This is a genomic window from Pediococcus sp., assembly GCF_003533255.1.
Classification (GTDB): Bacteria; Bacillota; Bacilli; order Lactobacillales; family Lactobacillaceae; genus Pediococcus; species Pediococcus parvulus.
Window position 1 is genome coordinate 63742 of record NZ_DOEM01000007.1, and the last position, 20052, is coordinate 83793.

The 20052-nt window shown below is 39.7% G+C and carries 30 protein-coding genes; 2 read left to right on the plus strand and 28 right to left on the minus strand.

Annotated elements, in window-relative coordinates; translation table 11 throughout:
* Positions 1 to 36: 36 nt before the first annotated feature.
* The 4 genes from DD627_RS02285 to DD627_RS02300 all read right to left on the minus strand — a co-directional run bounded on the left by DD627_RS02285 (position 37) and on the right by DD627_RS02300 (position 3198).
* Positions 37 to 1206, minus strand: a complete 1170-nt coding sequence (locus DD627_RS02285) for an ATP-grasp domain-containing protein (protein ID WP_260274917.1) — start codon at positions 1204 to 1206, stop codon at positions 37 to 39.
* Between the two features lie 132 nt (positions 1207 to 1338).
* Positions 1339 to 1911, minus strand: coding sequence for a xanthine phosphoribosyltransferase (locus DD627_RS02290; RefSeq protein ID WP_260274916.1), 573 nt, complete (start codon positions 1909 to 1911; stop codon positions 1339 to 1341).
* A 20-nt stretch (positions 1912 to 1931) separates the two neighbouring features.
* On the minus strand, positions 1932 to 2573 hold the full coding sequence (locus tag DD627_RS02295) for a glycoside hydrolase family 73 protein (RefSeq protein ID WP_260274915.1): 642 nt from the start codon (positions 2571 to 2573) through the stop codon (positions 1932 to 1934).
* 19 nt (positions 2574 to 2592) lie between these two features.
* Positions 2593 to 3198 carry an ECF transporter S component gene (locus DD627_RS02300; protein ID WP_260274914.1) on the minus strand — a complete coding sequence of 202 codons (606 nt, stop codon included), beginning with the start codon at positions 3196 to 3198 and terminating at the stop codon, positions 2593 to 2595.
* Between the two features lie 114 nt (positions 3199 to 3312).
* Between DD627_RS02300 and DD627_RS02305 the strand changes: the two genes are divergently transcribed.
* Positions 3313 to 4266: an NAD(P)-dependent oxidoreductase gene (locus DD627_RS02305; protein WP_260274913.1), complete on the plus strand. Its 954-nt coding sequence runs from the start codon at positions 3313 to 3315 to the stop codon at positions 4264 to 4266.
* A 344-nt stretch (positions 4267 to 4610) separates the two neighbouring features.
* Here the strand turns inward: DD627_RS02305 and DD627_RS02310 are convergent, their stop codons facing one another.
* Positions 4611 to 6050 (minus strand): APC family permease, encoded by a 1440-nt coding sequence (locus tag DD627_RS02310; RefSeq protein WP_260274912.1) that lies wholly within the window; start codon positions 6048 to 6050, stop codon positions 4611 to 4613.
* Between the two features lie 119 nt (positions 6051 to 6169).
* Positions 6170 to 6715 (minus strand): PadR family transcriptional regulator, encoded by a 546-nt coding sequence (locus tag DD627_RS02315; protein ID WP_260267713.1) that lies wholly within the window; start codon positions 6713 to 6715, stop codon positions 6170 to 6172.
* A gap of 105 nt (positions 6716 to 6820) precedes the next feature.
* Here DD627_RS02315 and DD627_RS02320 point away from each other — a divergent pair, with 105 nt between their 5' ends.
* Positions 6821 to 7357 carry a phenolic acid decarboxylase gene (locus tag DD627_RS02320; protein ID WP_260274911.1) on the plus strand — a complete coding sequence of 179 codons (537 nt, stop codon included), beginning with the start codon at positions 6821 to 6823 and terminating at the stop codon, positions 7355 to 7357.
* A gap of 145 nt (positions 7358 to 7502) precedes the next feature.
* On the opposite strand, the gene rpsI is transcribed toward DD627_RS02320, so the two are convergent.
* The 22 genes from rpsI to rplE all read right to left on the minus strand — a co-directional run bounded on the left by rpsI (position 7503) and on the right by rplE (position 20032).
* Positions 7503 to 7895 (minus strand): 30S ribosomal protein S9, encoded by a 393-nt coding sequence (rpsI, locus tag DD627_RS02325; protein ID WP_057782518.1) that lies wholly within the window; start codon positions 7893 to 7895, stop codon positions 7503 to 7505.
* 14 nt (positions 7896 to 7909) lie between these two features.
* Positions 7910 to 8353 carry a 50S ribosomal protein L13 gene (gene rplM, locus DD627_RS02330; protein ID WP_057782516.1) on the minus strand — a complete coding sequence of 148 codons (444 nt, stop codon included), beginning with the start codon at positions 8351 to 8353 and terminating at the stop codon, positions 7910 to 7912.
* A gap of 119 nt (positions 8354 to 8472) precedes the next feature.
* Positions 8473 to 9240, minus strand: coding sequence for a tRNA pseudouridine(38-40) synthase TruA (truA, locus tag DD627_RS02335; RefSeq protein WP_260274910.1), 768 nt, complete (start codon positions 9238 to 9240; stop codon positions 8473 to 8475).
* 9 nt (positions 9241 to 9249) lie between these two features.
* Positions 9250 to 10047: an energy-coupling factor transporter transmembrane component T family protein gene (locus DD627_RS02340; protein WP_260274909.1), complete on the minus strand. Its 798-nt coding sequence runs from the start codon at positions 10045 to 10047 to the stop codon at positions 9250 to 9252.
* Positions 10040 to 10912, minus strand: a complete 873-nt coding sequence (locus DD627_RS02345; RefSeq protein WP_260274908.1) for an energy-coupling factor ABC transporter ATP-binding protein — start codon at positions 10910 to 10912, stop codon at positions 10040 to 10042. The genes DD627_RS02340 and DD627_RS02345 overlap by 8 nt, the downstream gene beginning before the upstream one ends.
* Positions 10888 to 11724: an energy-coupling factor ABC transporter ATP-binding protein gene (locus DD627_RS02350; RefSeq protein WP_068805998.1), complete on the minus strand. Its 837-nt coding sequence runs from the start codon at positions 11722 to 11724 to the stop codon at positions 10888 to 10890. Before DD627_RS02350 ends, DD627_RS02345 begins: the two co-directional genes overlap by 25 nt.
* Positions 11725 to 11956: 232 nt before the next feature.
* The gene (rplQ, locus tag DD627_RS02355) at positions 11957 to 12340 is read right to left on the minus strand and encodes a 50S ribosomal protein L17 (RefSeq protein WP_057782506.1); all 384 of its coding nucleotides are present in this window, start codon (positions 12338 to 12340) and stop codon (positions 11957 to 11959) included.
* A 21-nt stretch (positions 12341 to 12361) separates the two neighbouring features.
* Positions 12362 to 13306 carry a DNA-directed RNA polymerase subunit alpha gene (locus tag DD627_RS02360; RefSeq protein WP_260267704.1) on the minus strand — a complete coding sequence of 315 codons (945 nt, stop codon included), beginning with the start codon at positions 13304 to 13306 and terminating at the stop codon, positions 12362 to 12364.
* An 82-nt stretch (positions 13307 to 13388) separates the two neighbouring features.
* Positions 13389 to 13778, minus strand: a complete 390-nt coding sequence (gene rpsK, locus DD627_RS02365) for a 30S ribosomal protein S11 (RefSeq protein WP_057782502.1) — start codon at positions 13776 to 13778, stop codon at positions 13389 to 13391.
* A 21-nt stretch (positions 13779 to 13799) separates the two neighbouring features.
* The gene (rpsM, locus tag DD627_RS02370; protein ID WP_260267703.1) at positions 13800 to 14165 is read right to left on the minus strand and encodes a 30S ribosomal protein S13; all 366 of its coding nucleotides are present in this window, start codon (positions 14163 to 14165) and stop codon (positions 13800 to 13802) included.
* 21 nt (positions 14166 to 14186) lie between these two features.
* Positions 14187 to 14306 carry a 50S ribosomal protein L36 gene (gene rpmJ, locus DD627_RS02375; protein WP_011668476.1) on the minus strand — a complete coding sequence of 40 codons (120 nt, stop codon included), beginning with the start codon at positions 14304 to 14306 and terminating at the stop codon, positions 14187 to 14189.
* Positions 14307 to 14332: 26 nt separating this feature from the next.
* Complete coding sequence (gene infA / locus DD627_RS02380; RefSeq protein ID WP_057771895.1) at positions 14333 to 14551, minus strand: translation initiation factor IF-1; 219 nt, start codon at positions 14549 to 14551, stop codon at positions 14333 to 14335.
* Positions 14552 to 14712: 161 nt separating this feature from the next.
* Positions 14713 to 15372: an adenylate kinase gene (locus DD627_RS02385; protein ID WP_260267700.1), complete on the minus strand. Its 660-nt coding sequence runs from the start codon at positions 15370 to 15372 to the stop codon at positions 14713 to 14715.
* A 16-nt stretch (positions 15373 to 15388) separates the two neighbouring features.
* Positions 15389 to 16702 carry a preprotein translocase subunit SecY gene (gene secY, locus DD627_RS02390; protein WP_260267698.1) on the minus strand — a complete coding sequence of 438 codons (1314 nt, stop codon included), beginning with the start codon at positions 16700 to 16702 and terminating at the stop codon, positions 15389 to 15391.
* Positions 16702 to 17136 (minus strand): 50S ribosomal protein L15, encoded by a 435-nt coding sequence (rplO, locus tag DD627_RS02395; protein ID WP_057782494.1) that lies wholly within the window; start codon positions 17134 to 17136, stop codon positions 16702 to 16704. Before rplO ends, secY begins: the two co-directional genes overlap by 1 nt.
* A 29-nt stretch (positions 17137 to 17165) precedes the next feature.
* On the minus strand, positions 17166 to 17348 hold the full coding sequence (rpmD, locus tag DD627_RS02400) for a 50S ribosomal protein L30 (protein WP_057751191.1): 183 nt from the start codon (positions 17346 to 17348) through the stop codon (positions 17166 to 17168).
* A 13-nt stretch (positions 17349 to 17361) separates the two neighbouring features.
* Positions 17362 to 17865, minus strand: a complete 504-nt coding sequence (gene rpsE, locus DD627_RS02405) for a 30S ribosomal protein S5 (RefSeq protein ID WP_057782492.1) — start codon at positions 17863 to 17865, stop codon at positions 17362 to 17364.
* A gap of 21 nt (positions 17866 to 17886) precedes the next feature.
* A complete protein-coding gene (gene rplR, locus DD627_RS02410) occupies positions 17887 to 18243 on the minus strand; it encodes a 50S ribosomal protein L18 (RefSeq protein ID WP_147206664.1) in 357 nt (118 codons plus the stop codon).
* A 43-nt stretch (positions 18244 to 18286) separates the two neighbouring features.
* A complete protein-coding gene (gene rplF, locus DD627_RS02415) occupies positions 18287 to 18823 on the minus strand; it encodes a 50S ribosomal protein L6 (protein ID WP_057782489.1) in 537 nt (178 codons plus the stop codon).
* A gap of 29 nt (positions 18824 to 18852) precedes the next feature.
* Complete coding sequence (rpsH, locus tag DD627_RS02420) at positions 18853 to 19251, minus strand: 30S ribosomal protein S8 (RefSeq protein WP_057782487.1); 399 nt, start codon at positions 19249 to 19251, stop codon at positions 18853 to 18855.
* Between the two features lie 34 nt (positions 19252 to 19285).
* The gene (locus DD627_RS02425) at positions 19286 to 19471 is read right to left on the minus strand and encodes a type Z 30S ribosomal protein S14 (RefSeq protein ID WP_074693903.1); all 186 of its coding nucleotides are present in this window, start codon (positions 19469 to 19471) and stop codon (positions 19286 to 19288) included.
* 18 nt (positions 19472 to 19489) lie between these two features.
* Positions 19490 to 20032 (minus strand): 50S ribosomal protein L5, encoded by a 543-nt coding sequence (gene rplE, locus DD627_RS02430; protein ID WP_057782485.1) that lies wholly within the window; start codon positions 20030 to 20032, stop codon positions 19490 to 19492.
* Positions 20033 to 20052: the final 20 nt, after the last annotated feature.

The window sequence follows — 20052 nt, forward strand, 5'->3', positions numbered from 1 at the left end:
AAAGTTTTCTTATCCTGATTCTAAAGATTACTGACTTTATTCTGCTTTCCCAAAGTCGATAATTGGGTGATTCGCCCAAATCTCTGTATTATCAATTTGCTCTTGTGCTTGCTGTGTAGAGTTGGCTTCCACCAATGCATAACCGGCACGTGTTTGTTTTTCGGTTGTTTTATTTTGCGCGTACATGTGGAAATACCAATTATTTTTGATATTCCACTGTGTCCGAATAGCTTCCATCTGGCTCTTATCAAAGTTCACCATAATACTTGGCATGAATAACTTGATATCGCTTAGTGGCATTCCTGCAATTGCTCGGAGCTGTTGGTCAAACACACTCACATTTGTGGCCCGGTTGAAAACATAGCCAGGACGATGAATAGCTGGCACAATGCGATTGACATAAATATCTTCTGATCCGGTTACGGCAAACGAAATTTCAAATACACCCACATATTCCAAAGCATCAGCAACTTCATTTGTAATTCGCAATAGCTCATTTTGGACACTATCAGAAACAACAGCCGGTACAATGGTTTCAACCAAATGTTCCTGAGCATACACGTTTTCTGCAATCGGAAAAATCTTACGTTCGCCGTTCATTCCCTGCACCACTGTAAGTACCAATTCCTGTTGAGAATCAACTGTGGATTCCAGAATGTAAGTCCGCTCATTTAATAAGTCTGCCGCTGCGGGGATATCCGTTTGGGTATTGATCCGTAACTCCGTGTTGGGTTCGAAACTCTTTTGAATTGGTTTCAAAACACTTGGGTATCCAATTGAATTAATGGATTCGTAAATATCACTCAAACTAATCACCGTTGCGTACGGTGCGGAATTTAAATTAAGCTGATCAAAAAAGGCACGCTCAATTAGACGATCTTGGGTGACTTCTAGAGCATTGGTTCCCTGCGGAATTTTCGTAAACTGCTCTAGATATTTAAGTGTTTGTGAATCAACATGTTCGGATTCATAAACTACAGAATCACATTTTTCGCCAAATTCACGTAATTTATTACCATCGTTTGGTTCACCAACGATATGTACATCTGCTAATTGCATAGTTTCACTGACTTCGTTTGCGCCATATGCAATCACCCGAAGACCTAAACGACGTGCCGCTGTGATTAGTTGGGAACCATTTGTACTATCCCCAATAATTCCCAAAGTATCACCAGGATATAACGTTGCATTACTTGCTACTGCCATTTAGCCCACCCATTCTTATGCACCCATTAACGTGCAGATTTCTTTTCATTCTTTTTACCGATCATAATGACTTCAACCTTAATATTACTGTTGTCATCCTTAGTTGGCAAGTATATTCACTGGGTTTTTGCATTAATTTAAAAATTGGACCTCACCATTTTCCAAACTACTAATTTGCGCTAACGCTTCCAACTGAATATTTCGATTGGTGATTAAAGTTCGTCCCTTTTGGAAAGTCTTTTCAATCACAATCCCGATTCCTTGTACTTTAATATTAGCTTCGTCCACAATGTTCAACAGTCCTTGGACAGCCTGACCATTTGCTAAAAAATCATCAATAATTAAAACAGAATCATCTGGGCTGATGAATCGTTTGGCAATTGAAATTTTATTCGTAGTTTGTTTTGTGTAGGAATACACATCCGCCGTATACAGGTCATCAGTTAACGTCAGGCTTTTATGTTTTCGCGCAAAGATCACCGGAACCTGCATAGCTAACCCGGTCATCACTGCTGGTGCAATTCCTGAAGATTCAACCGTTAAAATTTTTGTGATTGGTTTATCTGCGAACCGCTTCGCAAACTCTTTACCCACTTCAAACATGAGCTGCGGATCAACTTGATGATTTAAAAAGCTGTCTACTTTCAAAACATTATGGGGAAGAACAATTCCCTCTTTACGAATGCGGTCTTCTAATAATTTCAAAATAGTGCCTCCAAATAGTTTTATTGTGCATCATATTGCTCTAAGTTATAGGTCTGGATCAAGTCGATCAATTTTTCTGGGTAATTCGGATCGGTTGCATAACCGGCAGTGTAAAGTGCCTGGGCCGCTGTTTTATAGTTAATTGCCGTTCGAACTGCTTTATACTGATCTTTATTCCAATTCGTTCCGTTCACAAATAGTAACGTATGATCTTTAACAGAGTCTTTCCAACTATTGTACACCCGAAAACGGGCGGTAACAGTAATCCATTTACCATTCACAAATTCCTGAGTCTTCATTTCTTTGGTCGTTTGGTAAACGGTCCCTTTTATCCCAAAATAATTGTTGTAGTCTTTCGAAAGCTGACTAGTCCCCCAGTCGGATTCCAAAATGGCCTGCGCAATCGTTATGCTGGGGAGCACGCCATACCTTTTTTGCATTGTTTTTGCATAGGGGGCCATGGTCCGAATAAACTTTTGATGATTAACTGTACTCAAATTAGGTGCCGGCGTTGAATTGGAAAACGAAAGCCTAGGCACCAATTGTGCAAACAACACGATTAACATGCCTAAAACTAAAACCAGCGAAATAACCCCAGATAATTGTAATTTACCTCGTTTAAATAAAAAATTGTTCTTTCGTCGTTTTTTTCGTTTCGCCAAATTCATCCATCTTTCTACATTATTTATTAAATCGTTGTTTTCCCAACTTAGTATATTTCAGAAGCGGTAGCGAAATCAAAGGTACCAAAATACCTGCTGCAATCGCTTCTGGAATTCCGTTAGTTCCTGCCACAAACAAAATGTACGGCGTTAGCGCTTGAAAATTGATAGCCGCTAACACTGCAGAACCCTTGCCAAAGAAGATGGCAATGCCCCCTAAAACTAGGATCGTGTTGACCAAAGCTCCTACCACACCACTTATCACTAGCGGTACGGTTAATTTGGCGTGATTACGTGCCAATTTTGTAAATAGCCAACCAGCAATTAAACCAATCAGAATCCTAGGCAGGACCGAAATGAGCGGATTAACCATTACAATGTTACCTAACACACTCGAGGTAACTGTTAACGCACGAATCCAACCCGCGATACCCCATATGCCGCCAATAATGGCCCCATCAACCGGTCCAAGCACCACCGCGGCAATAATTACCGTAATATGAATCGTGGTAATATTTAGTGGTCCGACTGGTAAATACCCAATTATTGGTACATAATTTTGAAGGATGATGATTGCCGCAAACAATCCTAAAATACTAATCCGACCTGCAGAATTTTTTCCCATTGTTGTCCCTCACAAGATAAAAAGCCATTTGATTTCATAATTGTTAAGAAACATTATACCATGTAAGTGACCAAAAAATTAACTACAAACCACTTTATAAGGAGTTGTTAAGGTTTGGAGAACCTTTTACTTTTAACAGATAATTCAGAATTAAATTTAAGCGCCTACCGAAATTTAGGTGTGCACATTTTTACTGAAGCAACCATTAAGCCGAGCGACTATGCTTCTATCACCATTATGTTCGGCTGGAAACCTGATATTTCCAAAAAAGTTTTAACAGCTACTGGTAGTTCCCTAAAATGGCTGCAAACTTTTAGTGCGGGCGTTGATTATTTACCGCTTGCTCAATTGAAAGCAAAACACATTCTGGTCTCAAATATGAGTGGTGTTCACGCCATCCCTATTTCACAGACTATTTTACTTTATGCGTTATACTTTGCCCGTGATCTACCACGAGTATTGGCTGATGCTGGACAAAAGCACTGGACTGATCAACATAATTTTGGTGAGGTGGTTACCCTCGATGACCTAACCTGGACCATTTTTGGGACTGGCCATATTGGTAGCGAACTAGCCCGCCTGTTAAAGTCATTTCATGCCAAAGTGATTGGTGTCAACCGTACTGGCCACTCAGCTGCCAATTTTGACGAAACCTATGCCCAAAGTGACTGGCGAAAAGCCGTGGCGGATACAGATGTCATTGTAAACATCATGCCATTAACTAAAGAAACTGCTCATTTCTATGACAAAACCTTTTTTGATTTCTTAAAATCGGCTTATTTGTTTGTGAATGTTGGCCGTGGTGGTTCTGTGGATACGACTGCCTTGATTGAAGCGTTGCATTCTGATCATCTTCAGCACGCAGCATTAGATGTATTTGAGCAAGAGCCTTTGCCGAGCAGTAGTCCATTGTGGCAAATGCCCAATGTATTGGTCACGCCACACTACTCTGCGCAAATGCCTCATTTAGGTCGTGCCTGGGACAAAATCTTGCTACCAAATCTAGAACAATTTATGAAGGACGGCACCGTGGCTACTAATCGAGTGAATATGAAAAATGGGTATTGATGCTTGATATTATAGTCTGCAAAAACGGTGATTGGTTTCTTCGTATTTTAAAAGGACTGAAGAAAAAATATTTTCTTCAGTCCTTTTTTATCTGAAACGTGTTCCAATGCGCAGACTCTTCCGCTGCCATGCTTCTTGCGGTCTGCTTTTCGGCCACAAGAATGGTCAACGACCGAAGCACAAAGCTTATTAGCGACTTGGGCTAATACTCACAGTCTAACCGTGCTTTTCCACATTCTTTTCTGAAACGTGTTCCAATGTGCAGACTCTTCCGTTTAGCCCAACATCAGACACCATCCACACAACCCGTGGATAATATCTGATGTTATGCTAATACTCACAGTCTAACCGTGCTTTTCCACACTCTTTTCTTCATTTCTTCTTGCAATACTATGCGAAAATCCATAACTAAAGTAGATCACCAATCCGATCACTAGCCAAATTCCAAACATCTTCCACGTAAATGGCGCCAACTGCAACATCAAATACACGCATGCCGCAAACGACAATATTGGAATAAACGGATACAGCGGCACCTCGAATGACTTAGGCAAATTTCTAAACTTTCGATCACTTCGCAAAAACACAACGCCCAATGACACCATCGCAAACGCAAACAACGTTCCGATATTCACCAACTCCGCAATTTTACTCAATGGAATCACACCCGCAAAAATACTTGCGATCAATCCAAAAATCCAGGTATTAATTACTGGTACATGCGTTTTAGGATTTAGTTTATGTAACGCCTTTGGTAAAAGACCATCCCGACTAATCGCAAAAATCAACCGGGTTCCCCCATAAGACATCACAATTAGCACCGTGGTCATCCCGATGACTGCCCCAAGTGAAACAATGCCGGCCACCCAGTTTTGATGAATCAGATGTAAAGCTAGTGCCACTGGATCAGCCACATTGAGTTTGGTGTAATGGACAACACCAACCAACACCACAGAAAGCGCAATATATAAGACTGAAGCCACAATCAGTGAAGAAACAATTCCAATTGGCATATCTCGTTTCGGATTTTTAACTTCTTCTGACGCCGTAGAAACTGCATCAAAACCAATGTACGCATAAAACGCAACCGCAGCCCCTCTGATCACACCTTTCACTCCGAAAGGTAAAATTGGATTGTAATTAGCGGGACGCACATAAAACGCGGCGACAACGATAAAAAGTAAAATCACCGAAATCTTCAAAATAACCATCACGGCATTAACTCTGGCAGATTCACGCACGCCTTGGACCAGTAAATAAGCAATGATCATTGTAATCACAAAAGCTGGTAAATCAAATAGCGCATGAGGACTACCAGAAGTGCCATAAGCTGCACGAAAAATTTCCGGTAAGTGAACGTTAAACCCAGCCAAAATGTTTTGGAAATAAGCTGACCAACTAACCGCCACCGACGAAACAGCAAACAGATACTCCGAAATTAATGCCCAACCAAGCACCCAAGCAATGAGTTCCCCAAATACAGTGTAGATATACGTATACGCACTTCCAGCTAACGGGATGGTTGATGAGAATTCTGAGTAACACAAAGCCGCTAAGGAACAAACAATCGCTGCCACTAAGTAAGATAACCAAACACCTGGGCCACTATAAGATGCGGCAATAATTCCTGGAGTGATAAAGATTCCAGCACCGACAATCGCGCCAACCCCCATAGTTGTTAAACTAAAGGCATTTAAGGATTTCTCCAATCCAGTCTTTTTAAACATATCAGTATTAACTTCTTTACGAACAAACAAATCCGCAAATTTACTACCTCTTGACATAACTTTGCTCCAATCATTATTGGTTTTCGATTAGACATAATGTTTAATTCTAATCAATATTTAAGAAAATGTCAATTTTGCTTCTCAAATCGAACACCGATGTCAGGCCTTTGTTTTAATCATTCCGTTTTAATTGTTTGCACCATTTCAGCCAACCAGTTGCTATATCCGCGTTCGCGATCAATTGCATGCCGTAATACTAATGAATGCCCAAAATCTTGATCAATTCGTTTTTGATTCGGAAACTTCTCCTGAAATTGTTGCTCTAAATGATGTAATTTTTCATCATGATACTGTTGTTGCGTTGTAATCATTGGTCTAAGTAATTTTGATTTCGGATCATCAATAAAAAATAGCTTCAAAATAAATTCATCATGACTTCCATTCAAATCCGATGGTGATTTTAACCACGAGCTAAAGGTCCGCTGCCCAATCGATGTTACATAATACTGCTTTTTTTGAAGCTTTTGGCCCACCGTAATAGCTTCGTGAGCAATCAGGTGATCAGCCTCCATCCGTTTCAAAAGCGGATAAATTTGACTGTGGTTTGCCGTCCAAAACTCCCCAATATCCGAATCAAACGATTTAGCAAGGTCGTAGCCGGTCTGACGTTGCCTGTTAAGTAATCCTAATAAAATATATTTTAAGCGATTTTTTTGAGCCATTTATGCATCCTCCTTGACGAAGTGTTAAAAATATTGTAGCATGATAAAGTCATCAAAAACATGTAATTAATTACATGATTACTTATTATTGTAGGAATTTAAATTATGACAAAAACATTTAAGACATTGGACGACTTCTTAGGTACTCATTTTATCTATACGTACGATAACGGCTGGGAATATGAATGGTATGCAAAAAATGACCATACGGTTGATTACCGAATCCACGGTGGCATGGTTGCAGGCCGTTGGGTCAAAGACCAAGAAGCCAACATTGTGATGCTCGTTCCTGGAATCTATAAGGTTGCCTGGACTGAACCGACTGGAACTGATGTGGCTCTTGACTTCGTTCCTAATGAAAAGAAGCTTAATGGAACCATCTTTTTCCCTCGCTGGGTTCAAGAACATCCCGAAATTACGGTAACTTACCAAAACGATCACATTGATCTCATGGAAGCTTCTCGGGAAAAATATGAAACTTATCCTAAGTTGGTCGTTCCAGAATTTGCACACATCACTTATATTGGCGATGCGGGCCAAAATAATGAAGATGTCATTAGTGAAGCCCCTTATCCAGAATTGCCTGCTGACATTCGCGCAGGTAAATATTTTGATAAAAATTACAAACGCATCCATAAATAAATAGTTTTTCAAAAAGTTATCACCTGTCAGTTTCTTGCTCTGCGCGTAATCGCATTCGGAAACTGTCTGAGTGATAACTTATTTTTTTATAAAAAAACACCTCTTCGCATAGAAGAAGTGTCTGAAACATTGAAAAGAATGAATTTTAACGTTTTGAGAACTGACCTGCTTTACGGGCCTTTTTAAGACCGTATTTCTTACGTTCCTTCATACGAGGGTCACGAGTTAAGAGACCAGCACGTTTTAAAGGTGTACGGAAGTCAGGATCTACATCAAGCAATGCACGTGCAATTCCATGACGAATAGCACCTGATTGTCCAGAGAAGCCACCACCATTAACATTTACGAGAACATCGTAATTGCCAGTTGTTTCGGTAACTTCAAATGGTTGGATAACAACTTGACGTAAGTTAGCGAATGGAATGTAGTCTTCAATCGCTTTGTCATTTACAGTAATTTTTCCTGTGCCGGGTACAAGACGTACACGAGCAACAGAGTTTTTACGGCGACCAGTGCCGCGATATTGTGCTTCTGCCAAAATTCGTTTCCTCCTTAAATTAAGTTAGTGATGTCAAGCTTTTCAGGTTGTTGAGCTTGATGATCATGTTCTGAGCCAGCATAGACATGTAATTTGAGTCCCATATTATGACCCAGTGAATTATGAGGAAGCATTCCCTTAACTGAAGTCTCAATTAATTTTTCAGGAGTCTTATCACGCATTTCACCAGCAGTCTTAGCCTTTAAGCCACCTGGGTGATTAGAATGATGATAGTAAATTTTACGTGTCGCTTTACGACCTGTTAATTTGACGTTTGCTGCATTCACAACGATTACATAGTCACCTGTATCAACGTTGGGTGTGAATGTTGGTTTGTTTTTACCGCGTAAGATAGATGCAACTGTACTTGCTAAACGTCCCAAAGGAACATCTGTAGCATCTACTACGTACCATTTGCGATCTACTTCGCCTGGTTTTGCTAAATATGTTGTACGCACTTGTATTTCCTCCAATTTCTGTTTTGTTTAACTCAACTTTAATAAGTTTCCGGGGCCTATTTGTGGAGGTAAACAATACCAAGTTCAATTTTACTAATTACCTTCACTAAAGTCAATCATCATTTACCAAAATTTTCCGGGTAATACACTTTTTTTAAATAAAGTCCACTTGCTGGGGCTGTTCCCCGAGCTTCATTCCGGTTTTTAGCCTCAATTATCCGAGAGATATCATTGACCGGACGGCGTCCACTACCAATTTCAATCAAAACAGCGACCATAATTCGTACCATATTATAAAGAAATCCACTGCCATAAAACTCAAACACAATTTCATTTTGTTTTCCGTCAAAAATAGCCGTAGCCTCATAGATCTCCCGAATATTAGTTTTTGTATGCCCGCCAGACGCGCAAAAACTTGTAAAATCATGCTTGCCAAGTAAATCTGGTAACGCACCTTGAATCAGTTTCAAATCCAGTGGAAACTTCCAATGACCTGTATAATTACGTTTAAACGGGTCCACAAATTCTCCTAAAGCCAATCGATACTGATACCGTTTGCCTGCTGTCCCATAGCGTGCATGAAACTCTGACGACACATGTTCAACTTTCAACACCTCGACATCCAACGGTAAAATACTGTTCAGCGCATGCAGCATCGCATTTTCCGTTAAATCAAAAGGAATATCAAAATGTGCGACTTGACCCAAGGCGTGAACACCAGCATCTGTTCTACCAGATCCATAGACCTTTATCAGCTTATCTGGCTTTTTGGCGATTTTATTGACCGCACGTTCCAACGTTTCTTCCACTGTTCTTTGCTTCGGTTGTTTCTGAAAGCCTGCGAAATTGGTCCCATCATAGGCAATTGTAATTTTATAACGATACATAAATTCTCCTTAAAAGAAACGTATAGCAAACACGGTCACCGTCATTAACAAATAAATTAAAGTGGCAATCGTATCCCGTGTTCCCCATTTTAATAATCGATACTTCGTTCGCCCGGCTCCGCCTTGATAGCCACGAGCTTCCATGGCTGTTGCCAAATCCTCGGCCCGATTAAAAGCACTCACGAAAAGCGGAATTAGAATGGGAATAATTTTTTTGATTCGGTTCACAATATTGCCAGTTCCAAAATCAACACCGCGGGCACGCTGAGCATTCATAATGGCTTCCGTTTCATCCATTAACGTTGGCACAAATCGCAAGGCAATTGAGAGCATTAATGCCACTTCATAAACTGGAAAATGGATTTTCGTTAATGGCTTTAATAAAGATTCAATAGCATCCGAAATCTGAATTGGCGACGTTGAAAGAGTTAATAATGTTGAAATTAAAATAATTAACGTGAAACGAACAAAGATGTACGCCGCATTGAGGATTCCTAGGCTCGTGATGGAAAAGATACCCCAATGCCAGTACAAATGCCCACCAGTACCGAAAAAGACCTGTATAAGCATTGTAAAGGCAATGATCCATACCAATGGCAAGATGCCCTCGACAAACAGTTTAAAATTAATTTTAGACGCCCAAATGCTTAGAATAGCGACTAACGCCATTAACAAATAGATCCACCAATTATTGGCGAAAAAAATAACAATCACGTATAAAAAACTGAGAACAAGTTTTGCCCGTGGGTCCATCCGATGTACAAAAGAGTCTTGGGGAATATAGCGACCAAATAATAGTTTATTCATTGGCTAGTCCTCTCTTTTCAAACATGGCCGCAATGTCATCGGCCAACTCCTCTTCTGTTAAAGGTAGTTGGTCAAAATGAAATCCTCTTTTCTGCATTTCAAAGGCAAATTCTGTACTAGCAGGCACATCTAACTGTTTATCGTGCAACCACTCAACGTTTGCAAATACCGCTCGTGGATTGCCTTCTTTAACGATTTTTCCATGCTCCATTACAATCACATGATTTGCATAGTTGGCCACATCTTCCATTTGATGTGTCACTAATACAATCGTAAAGTGTTGGGTTTGCTGCAATTTTGTAAACAATTGCATAATCTCTTGACGCCCACTTGGATCTAATCCAGCCGTTGGTTCATCAAGAACTAAAACCTCTGGCTGCATTGCGAGAACTCCAGCAATGGCAACTCGCCTCATCTGACCTCCCGACAACTCAAAAGGAGAACGGTCCAATAAAGCTTCCGATAACCCAACTAGTTTTATCATCTTCTTCGCAAGTTCATGTGCTTCTTCAGGAGTACTGCCAAAGTTTTCTGGTCCAAACGCAATATCTTTGCCCACAGTGTCCGCAAAGAGTTGTTTCTCGGGAAATTGAAAAACAATCCCCACTTTTTTGCGTAAAGGTTTTAAATTCTTATTGCTGGTTTCGCGCGTAATAGCGGAATTACCAATTAAAACGGTGCCAGAATTTGGTTTTAATAGTGCGTTTAAATGCTGTAGAAAAGTAGATTTACCACTACCCGTATGCCCGATCAAAGCGGTAAATGAACCATCCTTTATGTGCGTTGATATCTCATTTAGAGCCTGATACTCAAATGGTGTGTTGGGTTGATAGGTATAACTTACCTTTTTAAAAGTGATTGCCATAACCAATCCACCATTCCCTTCTCATCAGAATAAGTTTTTGGTGTGTGAATATTTCTTGTTTGCAGTGCAGTTTTTAGACGTTGCGAATATGGTACATCCAATCCTAATTGCAACAATAACTCACTGTGAGCATAAATAACTTCGGGTGTCCCTGTTTCCACAATTTTACCATCATTTAACACAAGAACTTCATCTGCACTAGTCGTTTCGTCAATTTCGTGCGTAATGGATAAAACCGTAATACCCAAACGTTTGCGTAACCGTTTGATCACACCAAGAATTTCTCGACGACCAATCGGATCCAGCATACTGGTCGCTTCATCCAAGATAATAATCTTAGGCTGCATAGCAATCACACCAGCTAAAGCGACCCGTTGTTTTTGTCCTCCCGATAGTTGTTCTGGCTGTTTATGACGAAACGCACTCATTTGAACTTGTGACAGTGCAGAATCAACGCGAGCCTGAATTTCTTCATGTGGCACTGCCATATTTTCCAAACCAAATGCCACATCATCCTCAACAGTCGCGCCCACAAACTGATTATCAGGATTTTGAAAGATCATACCAATTTTACTACGGACCTTCCAAACATTAGCTTCGTTCAATTCAACGCCATCAACCACAATTGTTCCTTGTTTGAAGTCAATTAAACCGTCTAAAGAATGAGCAAGTGTACTTTTACCACTCCCGTTATGACCAACAATTGCTACCCAAGCACCATCTGTAATCTCAAAAGATACGTCATTTAATGCAGGCTGATCATTTTGCGAATACTCGTAAGTTAAATGGGAAACCTTAATTATGTGGTTCATTGCAAACATTCCTTCTAAAGTTATTTTTTCTATTTTAACATATCAAAAACCTGCACCCTAGTATACGTTCTTTTTTATGTAGATACAAAAAAATCACTGAAAAGAAGTGATAGTTAATACAACGTATTAACCGTGGGCTAGACTCGGAATTACTTCCACCATCATTACACCCTACCACAACTTTTAGTGATAAATTTGTTAAATCAAAGATTCAAAAATCTTTGTTTGGAAATTAGTCAACAAACTCCAAGATAACCATTGGTGCAGCGTCTCCGCGGCGAGGCATAGTCTTAAGAATTCGTGTATATCCACCCTTACGATCAGCGTAGCGAGTAGATAAATCACCAAACAACTTCTGAAGAGCCGAAGTAATTTTAACTTCGTCACCGTCTTCAGCAACATCAGCGACTACATTACGAAGAAAAGCGGCTGCTTGACGACGTGCATGTAAGTCCCCACGTTTACCTAATGTGATCATTTTTTCGGTAGTTGATCGTACTTCTTTGGCACGTGCTTCTGTTGTGACAATCTTTTCATTAACAATTAAGTTAGTAGTTAAGTCACGAAGCAAAGCCTTTCGTTGTGAACTCGTACGACCTAATTTACGATAGCCCATGAATGGAAACCCTCCTTATAATTAGTCTTCATTACGTAATGAAAGTCCAAGATCAGTTAATTTAACCTTAACTTCTTCAAGGGATTTACGCCCAAGATTACGAACTTTCATCATCTGTGCTTCAGTTTTGTCAGTAAGTTCCTGAACAGTATTGATACCAGCACGCTTCAAACAATTGTATGAACGAACTGATAAATCAAGCTCTTCAATGGACATTTCTAACATTTTTTCTTTATGTGTTTCTTCCTTTTCGACCATGATTTCAGCATCTTGAGCTTCATCTGTCAAATTAACAAACAATGCCAAGTGTTCTGTTAGAATTTTTGCTGAAAGACTGGTAGCCTCACTAGGACTAATTGAACCGTCAGTCCAAACATCCAATGTGAGCTTATCATAGTCATCCCGCTGACCAACACGTGTATTTTCAACCTGATAGTTGACACGCTCGATTGGGGTATAAATGGAATCGATTGGAAGTACACCAATTGGCATATCATCCTTGCGAGCCTTATTTTCATCAGCCGAAACATAACCACGACCAGTATCAGCTGTTAAAACGGCATGAAAGGTAACACCATCAGCAACGGTACAAATATACTGATCCGGATTAAGGATCTCAACATCACTGTCGCCCTGAATGTCACCAGCAGTGACAGTAGCAGGTCCTTTAACATTAATTTCCAAAGATTTTTCTTCGTCACTTTCAATCTTTAAAGAAACCTTTTTAATGTTTAAGATGATTTGTGTGACATCTTCAACTACGCCTTCAATCGTTGAAAACTCATGAAGAACGCCATCAATTTGAATGCTTGTAACCGCTGCACCCGGCAATGACGATAACAAAATACGACGTAATGAATTACCTAAAGTTGTTCCATAACCACGTTCAAGTGGTTCTACAACAAATTTGCCGTAATTTGCATTCTCATCAATCTTATGAATGTTTGGTTTTTCAAATTCGATCATTCTAATCTTTACCCCTTTCAAAACGCGTTGTGCATAGTAACTTGAAATGCATCATGAAGTTAGCCCTCAAAAAATTGACGCACTATACACGACGGCGCTTTGGAGGACGAGAACCATTATGAGGAACTGGTGTAACATCGCGAATAGCAGTAACTTCCAATCCAGTAGATTGGAGAGCACGAATAGCAGCTTCACGACCAGAACCAGGACCCTTAACAGCAACTTCAACGGATTTCATTCCATGTTCCATTGCTGCTTTTGCTGCAGCTTCAGAAGCCATTTGAGCAGCAAATGGAGTCGACTTACGACTACCTTTGAATCCAAGTGAACCTGCTGATGACCATGCAACAGCGTTTCCTTGAGGATCTGTAATCATAACTAATGTATTGTTAAAAGTTGAGTGGATATGTGCCACACCAGCTTCAATATTTTTTCTTACTCGACGCTTACGAGTAGTCTTTCTGGTTGCCAATATGCTAGCCTCCTTTATTTATTATTTCTTTCTTCCGGCGATTGAAACTTTTTTGCCTTTACGAGTACGTGCGTTGTTCTTCGTGTTTTGTCCACGAACTGGGAGCCCACGACGATGACGCATGCCACGATATGAACCAATTTCTTGGAGACGTTTGATATCAAGACTTACTGAACGACGAAGATCTCCTTCAACACGGTAGTTATCTACTTGTGCACGAACTTTAGCTTCATCATCTGCAGAAAGGTCACGAACACGGACATCTTCTGAGACGCCAGCATCCTTTAAAATCTTTTTAGCAGTAGTATTTCCGATACCAAAAATATAGGTTAAACCAATCACGATTCGTTTGTCTCGTGGTAAATCAACACCTGCAATACGAGCCATTAAATTTCACCTCCAGATTAATTATTTTCCTTGACGCTGTTTATGTTTTGGATTTGCTGAGCAAATAACCATAACGCGTCCTTTACGTTTAATTACTTTACAATGTTCACACATTGGTTTTACTGATGGACGTACTTTCATGAATATTCCTCCTAAAACGTTAAAACTTATCTGAAACGATAGGTAATACGACCCTTTGAAAGATCGTATGGCGACATTTCCACAGTTACCTTATCTCCCGGAAGAATCCGAATATAATGCATACGAATCTTTCCAGAAACGTGTGCCAATATTTCATGACCGTTTTCGAGTTCAACTTTAAACATCGCATTTGGTAAAGTTTCTTTTACCTTACCTTCAATTTCAATGACATTATCTTTTGCCACTAAATGTGCCTCCCATTTTACTGTTCTTTTCTTTACAAAATCAGTCGTTCAGTGCTTATTGTATCGCAAAAGTACCATAAGCTAAACCTGAACAAGCTTACCATAAGGTAATTTCATTTGCAAATAAACAAAATTAACCGGCAATAATGAACAGGCATGCATTAAATAGCTCGTAATACCTTTTGAATTTCTTTATATACATCGTCAATATCTTGATCACCATTAACTGTATATAATAATTTTTTGTCATTATAAAAATCAATCAGTGGTGTATTTAACTTTGTATTAACTTCAATACGATTTTTAACAGTTTCAGGCTTATCATCATCACGCTGATAAAATTCATGGTGTCCACAAACATCACAAGTGCCTTCAACCTTTGGCGGGTTATACAACTTATGGTATGTTGCGCCACAATTCTTACAAATGAATCGACCAGACAACCGCTCAACTAAAACTTCTGGATCAACGTGGATATTAATTACCGCATTAATCGGTTTATTTAGCTTAGCTGTCATCTTGTCCAAAGCATTAGCTTGTTCAAGATTTCGAGGATAACCATCTAGCATAAAGCCCGCATTGGTATCATCCTCTCCAAGACGATCCTCCACAATTCCATCAGTAACAGAATCGGGAACTAAATTGCCTTGGTCAATAAACTTCTTAGCTTCAATTCCCATTTCGGTACCATTTTTCATTGCTGCCCGAAAAATGTCTCCTGTTGAAATATGAAGTGTGTGAAATTCATTAACAATTTTTTGTGCTTGGGTACCTTTACCAGCACCTGGTAATCCCATCAAAACGAGATTAAGAGTTGTCATTTTGTTTACCTCCACTTTAATTGCTTTGTTCTGGTGTTCTGATAAAACCAACATATTCGCGTTTCATCATTAAACCATCAATTTGACTGATGATTTCAATAGCCACACCAACGACAATCAACAAACTTGTTCCACCCAAACCAATTGATTCATCCAAGTTCCAGAAGTCTTGTGCCAATAACGGAATTAGTGAAACTAACCCCAAGAATAGCGATCCAACGACTGATAAACGAATTAACAAATGAGACACATAACTCTGCGTTTCATGGCCTGGCCAAACTCCCGGAATATAACTTCCTTGTTTTTGAAGATTCTCTGCTAGTTTTTCAGGATTGACCTGAACAAAAGCATAGAAGAAAGTAAAGACAACGATCAAGAAGGTATACAGGATGGCTCCATCTGTCGTCTGCATATTAAACACATCCGACAAAACTTGATACCAGGTATCTGAGGAGTGGTTACTTGCGAATGCCATCAAAATGGTTTGTGGCGTTGCAATAAACGAACTTGCAAAGATAACTGGAATAACACCAGCTACGTTAACCTTTAAAGGTAAGTAACTGCTATCGGGTGCACCCGATGCTCTTCTTGTGTACTGGATTGGAACTCGGCGACTAGCCTGTTGAACCCAAGTTACAAAGATTACGATTACCAAAACAGCGACGATCAAAACAGCAACAAAAATGAAACTGTTCAACCACTGGCTTTTGGCGGTATCTACAAATTGCTCTTGATAAATTTGATAGATACTTGTTGGTGTTCTCGCAATAATTCCGGCAAAAATCAGGATTGAAACCCCGTTACCAAGTCCACGATCAGTGATCATATCACCCATCCAGGTTGCTAACATTGTCCCACCAGTTAAGATTAATCCGATCGTTGCATATGTTTGAATGCTCGGATCCTTAACCAAATTCAGACTGCTTAACGCATTAAATCCTGCAGTGATACCAACCGATTGCACGAATGCCAATATAATGGTCAAATACCGAGTTGCCTGATTTAATTTCCGTCGGCCAACTTCACCTTGTTTGCTCCATTCAACAAACCGAGGGACGATGTCCATTTGCAACAGCTGAATAACAATTTGAGCAGTAATATATGGAGAAACTCCCATCGCAAAAATAGAATAATTGGATAGGCCACCACCACTAAAGGTATTTAAGATGCCAACCAATCCAGAGGAAGCAACACTTTGTAATGCTTTGGCGTTAATACCAGGAACTGTGATATACGCACCTAAACGATAAATAATCAAAACACCTAGGGTAAATAGAATCTTGTTTCTAATATCCTTTACTTTAAAAGCGTTTTTGATAGTCGATAGCATTAAATCACCTCAGTTTTGCCACCTGCAGCTTCAATTGCTTTTACTGCACTTTCTGAGAACTTATTAGCTTTAACTGTTAACTTCTTAGATAACTGACCGTCACCTAAAACTTTAACACCACTAAGCACTTTATTAATTACGCCGGCTTTTAAAAGCACTTCTGTTGTAACTTCTGTACCTTCATCAAAGGCATTTAAGCTATCCAAATTTACAATGGCATACTCTTTGCGGTTGATGTTAGTAAAGCCACGTTTTGGAATTCGACGATAAAGGGGCATTTGCCCACCTTCAAAGCCCAAACGAACCTTGCCACGAGCCTTTTGACCTTTTTGGCCACGACCAGATGTCTTACCATTACCAGATGATGTTCCACGACCAACACGATTACGCACTTTGCGTGAACCTTCATTAGGTTTTAATTCATTCAACTTCATAAGTATCGGCACCTCCTAACTAATTTAAATTATTTAACTTCTTCAACTTCGATTAAATGGGCAATATGGAAAATTGCACCACGAGTCGCCTCATTATTAGGTAAAACGACTGAGCTATTAACCCGTCCCAAACCTAATTCTTTAACAATCTTGCGTTGCTTGGGGAGGCGATGTACTGCACTTTTGATAAGTGTAATCTTTAATTGAGCCATCTTTTGTTCCTCCTTATTCAGCCAAGTGCTCTGCTGAAACACCACGTAATGAAGCAATTTCTTCAGCACTACGTAAGCCCTTCAGACCTTCAAATGTTGCACGAATAACGTTAACAGGTGTATTTGAACCCAAACGTTTACTTGTAACATCATCTACTCCTGCAAGTTCCATAACGGCACGAACAGCACCACCAGCTGCAACACCGGAACCTTCTTCAGCAGGTTTCAATAGAATTCGTCCGCCACCAAACTCACCGATGATTTCGTGAGGGATGGTTGTGCCAATAATTGGGACCTGGATCAAACTCTTTGTAGCAGTTTCAACAGCCTTACGAATGGCTTCTGGAACTTCTTGAGCTTTACCAGTACCAAAACCAACGTGACCCTTTTTATCGCCAACAACGACTAAAGCAGCGAAACGAAGACGACGACCACCTTTAACAACCTTAGTAACACGGTTGATAGAAACAACACGATCTTCTAAGTCCAACTTTTCTGGATCGATATAATTCGACATGTACGGTATTCCCTCCTTATCTTAGAATTTAAGTCCGTTTTCACGAGCAGCTTCAGCTAAAGCTTCTACTCGACCATGGTATAAGTATCCGCCACGATCAAAAACGACTTTTTCAATTTTCTTTTCTGTTGCGCGTTTTGCAACTAAAGCACCAACAGAACTTGCTTGATCAGTTTTTGAATCTCCACTAACTTCACTGTCCAAAGTTGAGGCACTTGCTAGCGTTACACCCGCTACGTCATCAATTACTTGAGCGTAGATGTTTTTATTTGAACGATATACATTTAAGCGTGGGCACTCTGCAGTCCCAGAAATCTTATTACGAACACGCAAATGACGTCTTTGACGTGTTTTATTTTTATCTGGTTTTGAAATCACAATTTTCACCTCTAGAATTTTCTATTAACTAGCCTAAGCGGCATTACTTACCAGTTTTACCTTCTTTAAGACGAACGTATTCACCAACATAGCGAACACCTTTACCTTTGTAAGGTTCTGGAGAACGAACGGCACGGATCTCAGCAGCAAAATCGCCAACATGTTGTTTGCTAATTCCACTAACAGTGATATGTGTGTTATCAGGAACTTCCAACTGTAAATCAGCAGGAGTTTCTAGTTCAACAGGATTAGAATAACCTAAGTTCAATACTAATGTCTTGCCCTTAAGTTGTGCACGATAACCAACACCAACTAATTGTAAGTCCTTTTTGTAACCCTTTGTAACTCCCTCAACCATGTTGTTGAAGTTTGCACGAGTTGCCCCATGTAAGGCACGCATTTTATTATCATTACTTGGACGGTCAAATTTTACCACGTTGTCTTTAATAGACATTGTGATTTCTGTGCTAACAGTACGAGTTAAAGTTCCCTTAGGACCCTTAACAGTAACTTGATCACCATCGGCTTTGACTTCAACGCCTGATGGAATTTCTACAGCTTTATAACCAATACGACTCAATTTAACTGCACCTCCTTACTTTTAAAATTTTACCAAATATAAGCTAAAACTTCGCCACCGATTTTTTTAGCGCGAGCTTCTTTATCAGTGATTACGCCTTCAGATGTTGAAATGATTGCAATACCCAAACCATTCAAAACCTTTGGTACATCATCAGCTTTGACATATGAACGTAAACCTGGTTTTGAAATACGCTTCAAGCCAGTAATGACACGTTCTTTGTTTTTACCATATTTAAGGAACACACGAATAATACCTTGTTTGTCGTCATCGACATATTCGACGTTCTTGATAAAGCCTTCATTCTTAAGAATTTCAGCAATATCATGTTTGATTGTTGATGCAGGAACTTCTAAAGATTCGTGACGAACCATGTTGGCGTTACGAATACGTGTTAAGAAATCTGCAATAGGATCAGTCATAGACATTAATGTTTACCCTCCTTTTACTCCGGTATACTTTTTACCAGCTTGCTTTTTTCATGCCAGGGATTTGGCCTTCATGAGCTAATTCTCGAAGGCAAATGCGGCAAAGATGGAACTTACGATATACAGAGTGTGGACGGCCACAACGCTCACAACGAGTGTAGTTCTGTGTCGAATACTTTGCAGGACGTTGACTCTTAATAACTAACGATTTTTTTGCCAAATTTATTGCTCCCTTCGTTTACTTTTCGAATGGCATTCCAAGTTGTGCCAATAATTCACGTGATTCTTCATCTGTTTGAGCAGTTGTTACGATAACGATATCTAAACCACGAACATGGTTGACATTATCATAATCAATTTCAGGGAAGATTAATTGTTCACGAACACCAAGTGTATAGTTTCCACGACCATCAAAGGCCTTTGAGCTAACACCATGGAAATCACGAACACGTGGTAAGGACACATTGATCAATTTATCTAAGAAATCATACATGCGTTCGCCACGGAGTGTAACTTTAGCACCGATTGACATACCTTCACGTAAACGGAAACCAGCAATTGATTTCTTAGCTTTTGTTACCAAAGGCTTTTGACCAGAGATCAATGTTAATTCTTCAACAGCTTCGTCAAGATTCTTAGCATTAGTTGTTGCATCACCGACACCCATGTTTAAGACAATTTTGTTAACCTTAGGTGCTTGCATTACTGAAGTATAATCGAACTTCTTCACGAGTTCTGGGGTAACTTCTTTAACGTATTTTTCTTTTAAACGGTTAGACATGAAAAATTTTTCCTCCTTTC